This is a genomic window from Brevinematia bacterium (assembly GCA_039630355.1).
Classification (GTDB): domain Bacteria; phylum Spirochaetota; class Brevinematia; order DTOW01; family DTOW01; genus SKYB106.
On record JBCNVF010000013.1, the window covers coordinates 58014 to 67734 of the forward strand.

Consider the following 9721-nt stretch of genomic DNA (forward strand, 5'->3'; position numbering starts at 1 on the left):
TTTTCAATATGCAACTTCAACAAAGTCCTCCACTCAGCACGTAATTGAAATTGAGATTACCTTAGATTCATTATATTTCAGTGAAGAAGCTGATAGAAAAGAAACACCTTTACCTAGGTTTAATTACTCTAGTATTCGTAGGACTTCTAGGCTTAAGTATAAGACAATTATTTCTGTCACTTGAATTTTCCGGCAAAAAGCTACCTCCATTTCTAGTAACAAGACAACTTGGAGTTGACGCCATAGGAATGTTTCTTAAACCGGAGAATTTCACAAAAATCCTTCCTCAGTCCTATATAAAAGAAGTTAACGGCGTGCCTGTAAAAAATGATAAGGAGTTTTACCAAGTAATATTAAACCTACCCGAGAATGCTGAGAACGTAGATATAAAGTTTGCAAATCCTTTCTTCTTCACTGAAGAGGAATATAAAGTTAGGGTCAATCTTTACAGCATAACCTATATTGACTTCCTAGTTTTGTTCCTAATACCTGTTCTTTTCTCTACAATCCTGTTTTCAATAGCTTATTATCTACTCGCAGTAATGTTGTTAAAATCTTACCACTTCACTAACTACAAAAAGCAAATGTTTCTAAGTGCATCAACTCTCTTCTTCTTCATGGGAGTATTGGTAATTTCTGGATTAGACCTTGTAAATAGAAAAGAGTTTCTACCAATTCTGTATATATCTTTCGGAACGATAAATATAGCCTTGAGCATATTCTTCTACTACCTTAGCTACCATAGAATCAAACAGTGGCTCTATGTAATTGTAGCTAATATTCTAGTATCTTCCCTGCTGTTAACAGGATACTTAACTTTCTTTAATAACGCTAAGATCCTCATATCCATTGTAAAGGTAAATTATATTGTGATTGCCCTCAATGTAATCGCTGGGATAGTCTACCTTTTCCTAGTTAGAAAATCTATAAACAACACAATAGAAAAAGAGAGAATAAAACTAATAGTTTTTGTACTATTTATACCTATTTTTGTCCTAGGTATTGTTTTTCTAATCCAAGGCATAAGCTTTTACACCGTTCCTATATCAATCTTCTTCCTACTCTTTATTGCTGTCTCACCTATAGTTTCCATGGTTATCAACGACCACAATGTTAAGCTTTCAAAGGAAAGGATGGTCTTTTCTGTGATTACCTCTGTTGCGATATTATTAGGTTTTGTCATGCTCTCAAGCGTTATTATTAATGTGCCCGAAGAATCACTGTTTTTGTTCGGAATATACGGAATCCCTTCAGTTTTATTTTTCTCTGTAGTTCTATGGTATGGCATTGAAAATAGAGCACAAATCAGAGCAGATCTTTTTGAGATCTCTCCAGAGATCAGAAACGAAAGCATAAAAATGCATCTCTTCAGTAAACTCAAGAAGAGGTTTGGAAATGTGAGAGATGTAAAAATAATCCTTCAATATCCTCTCGTTTACGGTGAAGAAGAATTTGATACATATCTACCTTACAGCGAGTTTTGGGATGAAATTGAAGAGCATAAAGTAGTAACTATAAATGACATATTTTTTGATAAAACTTTATCAAAGTTTGAGAAGGTTTTTCAGAAATATAGAGTTGAATACCTTTTCGGCTTTCAGATAAGCAACAACAAGTGCATTGTAGGAATATCAACAAACAGTGCTATTAGTCGTTCTGAGCTAGAACAGATAGAAATGATAGTAAATTCATTTTCCATAGATCTACAAAGTTTTGCAGTTATAAACTCAGTAAAGTTTATGAAGGTCCTAAACCTTGAGTTTGATCTTTTGAAGCAGTCGCAAACAAACCTTCTCAAGTCAAACAGAAGCATCTCTATTTCTACTCCTGAAGGCAAAATTAATGTTCTAAGTTACTGGGAGCCTATGATAGACTTAGCTGGTGACATATATGGCGTAACCGAATCTGGAATATATCTCACTTCTTGGATCTCTGATATATGCGGCAAAGGGCTTACAGCAGCAGCAATATCCTTTACTTGCTATACCTTGATAAACCAAATAATAAAGAACAATTTAGGCATAGGCAAGTCAGTAGAGATAATAAACGATATACTCGTAAATGAGCCATTATTCAGCATTGATGGCTTTTTTCTCACACTCTCGGGAATTACGATAAACACAGAGAGTTTGGAAGCCGAGATCATAAACTGCGGCAACCCACCAGTAATATTCTTTGACGGCGAAGTTGTTAAGGAGATAAATCCCAAGGGCGGAATAGTAGGTATTTTTGACGATTTTCAGTATGATTCCGTAAAGCTTAAACTTAGGAAAGGAATGATATTGTTGTTCTTTTCCGATGGAGCTACTGACATCAGAGGTATCAAAGAAGTTGAAGAAGGCGATTGGATAGAAAATCTGAAAGACACTATTGCTAATTACAGAACTCCAGAGATGATATGGGAACACCTGACAAAAAGTTTCCAAAATCTCTCATTACACAAAAACATAATAGATGATATAACAGTCTCTATGGTCTACGTTGAGTGAGAAGTTTAGACAACTATCTCGTCCTCAGGTGATCTAGATACAATAATCTCTCCTTGCTCTTCTAACTTTCTTATTACGTTGACTATCTTCTGCTGAGCTTCTTCAACATCCTTAAGCCTTATTGGCCCCATATACTCCATATCCTCTTTTAACATCTGTGAAGCTCTCTTACTCGTATTTCTAAATATCTTTTCTTGAACCTCGGGATCAGTATGCTTAAGAGCTTTTGCTAGATCTTGTTGATCTACATGCCTAAGGACCTTCTGTATGGACCTATCATCAAGTAACACAATGTCTTCAAAAACAAACATTCTCTTCTTCACTTCTTCCGCAAGGTCAGGATTATCTTCCTCAAGAGCTTCTATTATGTTCTTCTCCGTAGTTCTATCAGAATTGTTCAAAATCTGGACTAATGCATCTATACCGCCAGCTTGAGTGTAATCTTCACTAGCTAATGTAGAGAGCTTCCTCTCAAGTATTCTTTCAACTTCTCTAAGGACATCTGGTGTAGTTCTATCCATCAAAGCTATTCTTTTGGCAATATCTGGCTGAACCTCCTCTGGTAAAGACGAAAGAATAGTTGCTGCTTTCTTGGGATCAAGGTATGATAGGATCAAAGCTATGACCTGTGGATGTTCTCCCTGGATGAAGTTCACAAGATGCTGTGGATCTGCTCTCCTAACAAAATCAAACGGCTTAACTTGTAGTGAAGAAGTCAATCTGTTAATAATGTCTATTGCCCTCTGCGTACCCATTGCTCTTTCTAGAACCTCTCTAGCATAATCCACACCACCAAGCGCTATAAATTCCTGTGCCATCATCAACTCTTGAAACTCCGCTAAAACTTTTTCCCTTTCTTCAGGCTCAACTTTATCGGTTCTAGCAATCTCAAATGTAAGTTCTTCTATCTCGTCCTCCTTGAGATGCTTAAATATTTCCGCAGAGATCTCAGGACCAACTGTTATAAGAAATATTGCTGCTTTCCTTCTACCAGTAAGCACCTTCGGCTGCTTCTTATCTTTCTTTTGCTGAGCTATCACTTGCTGAATCTCAGACTTCTTATCCTTACCACTACTCTGCTTTTCACTCTCCCCCATAAACCACCTCTAATTATAGTATACACACTCAAAACCTTGTTGTCAAGAGTTTCTCCGCTAGAACCAAAAAAATAGCATGTTTTGAGGTTGTGACATATTCTGCTGTTTCCATTACTGGAAAACATCAGCTTACTTCATGTAGAATTCTTGAGCTATGGAAAGAATCTTAAGTGGGATGAGACCCACGGGATATCTGCACCTTGGCAACTATGTAGGCGCATTAAGGCAATGGATTGAGTTACAAGGAGAAAATGAGTGTCTCTACATGGTTGCAGATCTACACGCTATGACAACAGATTTTGATAATACAACAGACATAAGAGATTTGACAATAGAAATGGTTATAGATTGGCTTTCAACAGGAATTGACCCCGGAAAAAGCGTAGTTTTTGTTCAATCTATGGTTCCACAGCATGCTGAACTTTTCACAATCCTGTCAATGATAACACCTCTTGGTTGGCTTGAAAGAAACCCAACCTATAAGGATGCAAAGGAGAATATAAAAGATAAAGATCTAAACAACCTTGGATTCTTCGCTTACCCAGTTTTGCAAGCTGCCGACATCATCGTCTATAAAGCAACTAAGGTTCCCGTTGGTAAAGATCAATTACCACACCTTGAGATAACAAGAGAGATCGTAAGAAGGTTTAACTACCTATTTGGTGAGGTATTCCCTGAACCACAGCCTATACTCGGAGAAGTTGCTCATGTCTACGGAATCGATGGAAGAAAAATGAGCAAAAGCTATAACAACGCTATCTACATAAAGGACAGTGAAGAAGAGATCTACAAAAAAATTAAGTCAATGGTTACAGACGTAGGAAGACCCAGAAGAACAGATCCAGGAAACCCAGATAACTGTAAAACTTTCCCTCTGTATAAAATCTTCTATCCAGAGATTGTCCCAACAGTCATTGAAGAGTGTAAAGGTGCGAAAATAGGATGCACAGAATGCAAGGATAGAATCGCAAAAAAAGTGATAGACTTCTTAAGACCTATCAAAGAGAAAAGAAAGTATTACGAGAAAAACGTAGACGAAGTAATAGACTTGCTTAAGGAAGGAGCAAAGAAAGCTACAGGTATTGCTGAAGCTACAATGGATGAGGTAAGAAGAGCAACAAAATTAAAGCTATAAATCTACCCCCAAGCCTCAGCCTTAAACTTATTTCTATCTACTCCTAAGAACTTCAACACTATCTCCTCTATCTCTCTCACAAACTGTGTGCTACCACAGGCATAAAACATATCCTCATCTCCAGAGATATTGTCAAGAACTAAATCCTTAGTTATCTTACCTTTAAGACCCTTCCAGTGGTTCCCATCAACTCTCTCAACAGTAATAAATCCTTTGAACCTAGGATTCCTAAGCATATCTTTGACATCACCTTCATAAATAAACTCCTTAGGCGTCTTGAAAGTGTAAAACAGTATCACCTTAGTATTTGGCATCCTATCGCAAACATACTTCATAGCAGATCTGATCGGAACTATACCACTACCACCAGCAAAGAATACCACTCTCCTTAAGTTTTTTTTCTCAAACACCTCCCGCCCAAATGGACCAGCTACAAAAAGCTTCGTCCCTTCACGCATAACAGAAGAGTCAAAAAATTTCCTAGAAAGATACCCTCCCTCAACAAATCTTACCGTTATACCAACAAGACCATCTTTCTCACTCTCAGTAGGAGAAGTAGCAATAAAGTATGCCCTCCTCTTCTTCTTGTCTTCAGCCTCCTCAGGAAAAGAAACCATCATAAAGTGCCCAGGTTCATACTCAAAATCCCTAATACCAAAGTATAAACTCACCACATCTTCAGCCTCACTAACAACCTTGTTTACCTCCACTATCCCCTGAAATAACTTTCTCATCCCTCTCGCCTCTCATTCTGTAATTCCTACTAATAATATATAAATTAACAACAGAAAGTCAAGAAAACCTATCTAGTGACAACAAATTTTAATTTCCATTAGGTAACAAGCTTTTGTGCTCATCAAGAAGGAGTGCTTACCCAGTCCCGATAGGGACTGCGAGAATAGTAAAAAGAGAGGCTGTTACTTCATTTTATAAAAATACCCCAAATATCTCTTCAGCTTTTTATGGTGATTGTTGCAAGGCATATATTATATCCTTCACTCTTTTACCCAGATATTACGAGGAGGTTTTATGAAATTAAGAGGTATGGCTCTGACTTTCACAATAAGTTTTCTGTTGATATGGGCCGATGAGTCTTGGGCTATGAAAGACTATAATCTTTCTGCAACTGGTGGGACAGGGGTGATAATTTATCCATCGCTTGAGGTTTCAAAGCAATTTGAGATTGGGATTGGAGGACAGGTAGTAGCTTTACCAGATATGGCTATTTCTCCAAAGTTTAGTCTCTCAATTCAAGGGTTTAACCTAGGAATAGCGTTTGATTACGCAACTTCTAGAAATGGGTGGCCCAAACCTTTAATGTTTTCAACGAAATATGTGATTCAGAAAGGATTAGGAATATATGGTGATCTACATTGGAATATTGATCCTAATAATATAGCTTTTTCCTTTATGCTTCTTGGTGGTGAGGGTCTCTTTGGAATGTCAGTTGGAGGAGGATGGGACTTAACATTTGGCTTTGGTGTAGCATTCACGCCAACCTACGATTGGAATTTAAACGTATTTTTCGCCATTCAAAAGGCTATATACTCGGATGTCCTGTTTTTGAAAGCAGAACTTGCTAATTACTCATATAGAGTTATTTACGAGCCATTTTTTGCAAACGATCGCAGAGGTATCTGTAACCTAGGCTTAAACATTGTTCCAGCAAACTGGATAACAATAGGCATAAATGGTCTTGATCTTCTAGATAACAATAGAAGTCTATCTCTAAATCTTAACTTTAGATTCAACGTGTAAACAGTAGATTATTGCTTGTAACATACTTTCTGGATTAGCTATTCCTCTGCCTGCTATATCAAAAGCAGTTCCGTGATCAGGGCTACTTCTTACGAACGGAAGCCCTATTGTAGTATTAATACCATCGTCAAAGTGCAGAAGCTTAAAACCTATCAAGCCCTGATCATGGTATAAAGCAACAAGACAATCCAAGCTTTTCTTTCTATACTCAAGGAAAGCGGTATCGGGTGGCAGTGGACCGTATACTTCTAAATCAAGTTCTTCCATAGCTTTAATTATTGTTTTCTCTTCATCTCCAATCTCACCCTTCTCACCAGCATGGGGGTTCAAACCACATATTCCTATTCTAACCTCCTCCTTCCCTTCTAACATCTTGACCCAGTTGTATGAATTAATTAGAGTGCTTTTGATCTTTTCTTTAGAAATACTATTAGGAACATCTTTCAATGGAATATGCTCTGTCAATAAGACAACTCTCAGATCCCTGCTATAAAACGCCATGTTATAATTTTCAATTCCAAATGCCTCGGCATAGTATTTAGTGTGTCCACGAAAGCCCGGCAAAACCTTTGCTACTCTTTCTTTTGAGATTGGAGCGTTAACAATAGAATCTATCCTATTTTCTTTAAGTAGCTCTATTGACTTATCTATACTATACAAGGAAATTCTACTCGCTAGCTCTTCGGAGATATCTAAAGTTGACACTTTGATGCCTATATCAACTACAGGAATGCTATCAGTGGATCCGCAAGGGTATACACAAAACTTTATATCAATACCGTATTTTTCACTCCACAGCTTAAAAACTTCTATGCTACCTATCAATACAACACGCCTAAGTTGCTCTTTACTGAGTTTTGAAAGTGATTTTATTATTACCTCAGGACCTATTCCAGTAGGATCTCCTATAGTTATTCCTACCATTATGCACCAAGTATAGCTTTAAGCCTTTCTAAAACCTTTAGTCTATCTAGAGGCTTCAATATGAAACCTTTAGCACCATTCATGATTGCGGTCTTTACAATATCTTCTCTTCCTAGAGCAGTAACCATTATAACTTTCGCATTTTTATCAAACGATAAGATCTCTTTCAGCACCTGCAACCCATCAACATCTGGCATCGTAATATCAAGCGTTACAAAATCAACATTTGGGTATAGCTCTTTATACATCCTTATCGCATCTTCACCTCTTGGTGCATTTCCTACAACTTCAATTCCGGCAGACATAAGAATCTGTGTAATCTGCTTGAGAGTGAAAGCCGAGTCATCAACAACCAAAGCTTTATATTTACTTCCATCAGGCTTGACTATATTTATTTGCTCTATCATATCGTAACCCCTCCTTTATGAAAAACTTTTCACTGCTAAGAACTCGTTAGGAAATATTAAACTTTCACTAATACCTTCTTCAACTAAAACGCTTTTTATTTTCTCCCTAACAAGAATAAATCTGACATCACTCCCTTCTATATCTAATAAACTCTTAAAACTCTTCAAAATATCAACATCCAAATTCACTGAGCTTATACCGTTTAGAGAGATTACGGCCTTCTTGTATTTAGTCACTATTTCCCTCAGTTCGTCTATGACTTCTGGCTGAAGGTAGCCTAAAACATTTACAACAACTATATCGCTAACGACTCTTGTGTATATTGCAAAACCCCTTTTAGCATTTCTCTCTTGAATCTCTTTCTTTGCTTCGATTTCCCTTATATACTTGATTATTGTTTCTGAGTCAAACGGTTTCTTAATATACTTGTAGATACCAAGCTTTGAAAATTCAATTATGTCCTTATACTGATCATTGTTTCCTAGCACAATTATGGGCTTACTAACGTCTATACTCTTCACTTTCAATATCATGTCTTTGACATAATTGGTAGGTAGATCAATAATTACCAAGTTTGAACTCTTAATAGAATTAGCAATTTCACTTTCGGATCTGGAGGTTAGGGATAGAGTAGTAGAATCTATGTCTCTTTTCTTTAGGTAGGTAGCCAATTGCGTTGCCTGTAGGAATATATTGGTTACAATCAACACTTTCATATCTCTATGTTTCCTTTAGGGCTATGTTTATTTCTATTTGCCCTACTGGTAGGATGACAGGAACGACCAATGTTTCTATCTGCGGTGTATCTATCTCGTAGTCTTTTCCAGTTATGACAGTTGGTGGAGTTAAGACAAAGGTAAAACCCTTTTTGTATAACTTTGCTATAGCACTACCTGTTATCATATTACCAAGTTCACCGAGAGCGGATTTCTCAAACTCTCCTATTTGAGATAAAGATTTTATCTCATTTGATGTCATTTCCGAAACGATCTTCACTGCTGTAGTTTCATCCATGTCTATTATAACTCTGCCGTTAGCAGGACCAGTTATTCCTATTATTATGCTTACGGAGTGAGTAGGAGTTATACTCTTTTTCAAAAAGAGATCACCTCTTTTTATATTGTCAGTTTTCAAGATTTCGGAGAAAACCTCAAATGTTGACTCTACAAAAGGATTTATATATTCTATTCTCATATTCTTTACCTCCTTACAGCCTTGTAAAACTCTCTGTTGGAATTATCTATATAGTTTACAATATTTTCAACATCCAACACACCTATTAGGTTCTCAAATTCTTCAATTTCAACGAAGTACTTTATAAACTTTACATCTTTCCATATGTTCTCAGCGTAGTTTTTGATGTTTTCCTCCTTCACATATACGACTTTATAGATTTTATCAACGAAAAAGCACAATTTTTTCTCGTTTACTCTACAAACCACAAGGTTTTGTAAGATTAGCTCAGTCATCTGCGCTTTTTTTCCAAAGAGAATACTACTCAGGCTAAATACGGGAACTATTTCGCCTCTTATATTCACAAGGCCTATAGTAAATTCTGGAACTTTAGGAACCAAAAAGAACTCTTTCTGGGTTATTATCTCCACCACCTGATCTATCTCTATACCAAAGAATCTATCGTTAACAGTTATAGGTATAATGGAGATCATTCTGAAACTTATTATGAAAGATACTCTCGTAACTTTCCATAAAATCCGTTTTCTCTTGGTACTATATTTTTCTGGAAACCCCCCACCTTTTTTCAACACTTGAAAAAATTTTGCGTCCAGTTAGATAAGTATAACTGACTTTGATAAGTCTAATTCTCCCGCAAAGCTTGTTTTTACGTGGCTTCCGATACCAAAATATTTCGGTTTTAGAAAAATATCACTTCTGGAAACCCCCGGGGGTTT

10 protein-coding genes are annotated in these 9721 nt (G+C 36.7%); 3 read left to right on the forward strand and 7 right to left on the reverse strand.

Going from position 1 to position 9721, the window contains the following annotated elements; translation table 11 throughout:
* Window positions 1-80: 80 nt before the first annotated feature.
* Window positions 81-2489 (forward strand): PP2C family protein-serine/threonine phosphatase, encoded by a 2409-nt coding sequence (locus ABDH28_00980; protein ID MEN2997604.1) that lies wholly within the window; start codon window positions 81-83, stop codon window positions 2487-2489.
* A gap of 5 nt (window positions 2490-2494) precedes the next feature.
* Here the strand turns inward: ABDH28_00980 and fliG are convergent, their stop codons facing one another.
* Window positions 2495-3529 (reverse strand): flagellar motor switch protein FliG, encoded by a 1035-nt coding sequence (fliG, locus tag ABDH28_00985; protein MEN2997605.1) that lies wholly within the window; start codon window positions 3527-3529, stop codon window positions 2495-2497.
* Between the two features lie 211 nt (window positions 3530-3740).
* On the opposite strand from fliG, the gene trpS reads away from it, so the two are divergent.
* Window positions 3741-4721, forward strand: a complete 981-nt coding sequence (gene trpS / locus ABDH28_00990; GenBank protein MEN2997606.1) for a tryptophan--tRNA ligase — start codon at window positions 3741-3743, stop codon at window positions 4719-4721.
* Window positions 4722-4723: 2 nt separating this feature from the next.
* Here the strand turns inward: trpS and ABDH28_00995 are convergent, their stop codons facing one another.
* Window positions 4724-5455, reverse strand: coding sequence for an FAD-binding oxidoreductase (locus ABDH28_00995; GenBank protein MEN2997607.1), 732 nt, complete (start codon window positions 5453-5455; stop codon window positions 4724-4726).
* Between the two features lie 295 nt (window positions 5456-5750).
* Between ABDH28_00995 and ABDH28_01000 the strand changes: the two genes are divergently transcribed.
* Entirely contained in the window at window positions 5751-6479 is a 729-nt protein-coding gene (locus tag ABDH28_01000) for a hypothetical protein (GenBank protein ID MEN2997608.1), read from the forward strand.
* Here the strand turns inward: ABDH28_01000 and pdxA are convergent.
* The 5 genes from pdxA to ABDH28_01025 are packed head-to-tail and all read right to left on the reverse strand — an operon-like array spanning window position 6450 to window position 9577.
* On the reverse strand, window positions 6450-7403 hold the full coding sequence (pdxA, locus tag ABDH28_01005; GenBank protein MEN2997609.1) for a 4-hydroxythreonine-4-phosphate dehydrogenase PdxA: 954 nt from the start codon (window positions 7401-7403) through the stop codon (window positions 6450-6452). The two genes, ABDH28_01000 and pdxA, sit on opposite strands and share 30 nt — an antisense overlap.
* On the reverse strand, window positions 7403-7810 hold the full coding sequence (locus ABDH28_01010) for a response regulator (GenBank protein MEN2997610.1): 408 nt from the start codon (window positions 7808-7810) through the stop codon (window positions 7403-7405). Before ABDH28_01010 ends, pdxA begins: the two co-directional genes overlap by 1 nt.
* Window positions 7811-7825: 15 nt before the next feature.
* Window positions 7826-8527 carry a hypothetical protein gene (locus tag ABDH28_01015; protein MEN2997611.1) on the reverse strand — a complete coding sequence of 234 codons (702 nt, stop codon included), beginning with the start codon at window positions 8525-8527 and terminating at the stop codon, window positions 7826-7828.
* Between the two features lie 4 nt (window positions 8528-8531).
* Window positions 8532-9005 (reverse strand): chemotaxis protein CheX, encoded by a 474-nt coding sequence (locus ABDH28_01020; GenBank protein ID MEN2997612.1) that lies wholly within the window; start codon window positions 9003-9005, stop codon window positions 8532-8534.
* 5 nt (window positions 9006-9010) lie between these two features.
* Window positions 9011-9577, reverse strand: coding sequence for a chemotaxis protein CheW (locus ABDH28_01025; protein ID MEN2997613.1), 567 nt, complete (start codon window positions 9575-9577; stop codon window positions 9011-9013).
* Window positions 9578-9721: the final 144 nt, after the last annotated feature.

Excerpts from the sequence above, each read along its gene's own strand:
- ABDH28_01020 (MEN2997612.1), bottom strand. The coding sequence starts at position 9,005 with ATGAGAATAGAATATATAAATCCTTTTGTAGAGTCAACATTTGAGGTT.
- ABDH28_01000 (MEN2997608.1), top strand. The coding sequence starts at position 5,751 with ATGAAATTAAGAGGTATGGCTCTGACTTTCACAATAAGTTTTCTGTTG.
- pdxA (MEN2997609.1), bottom strand. The coding sequence starts at position 7,403 with ATGGTAGGAATAACTATAGGAGATCCTACTGGAATAGGTCCTGAGGTA.
- ABDH28_01010 (MEN2997610.1), bottom strand. The coding sequence starts at position 7,810 with ATGATAGAGCAAATAAATATAGTCAAGCCTGATGGAAGTAAATATAAA.
- trpS (MEN2997606.1), top strand. The coding sequence starts at position 3,741 with ATGGAAAGAATCTTAAGTGGGATGAGACCCACGGGATATCTGCACCTT.
- ABDH28_01015 (MEN2997611.1), bottom strand. The coding sequence starts at position 8,527 with ATGAAAGTGTTGATTGTAACCAATATATTCCTACAGGCAACGCAATTG.
- ABDH28_00995 (MEN2997607.1), bottom strand. The coding sequence starts at position 5,455 with ATGAGAAAGTTATTTCAGGGGATAGTGGAGGTAAACAAGGTTGTTAGT.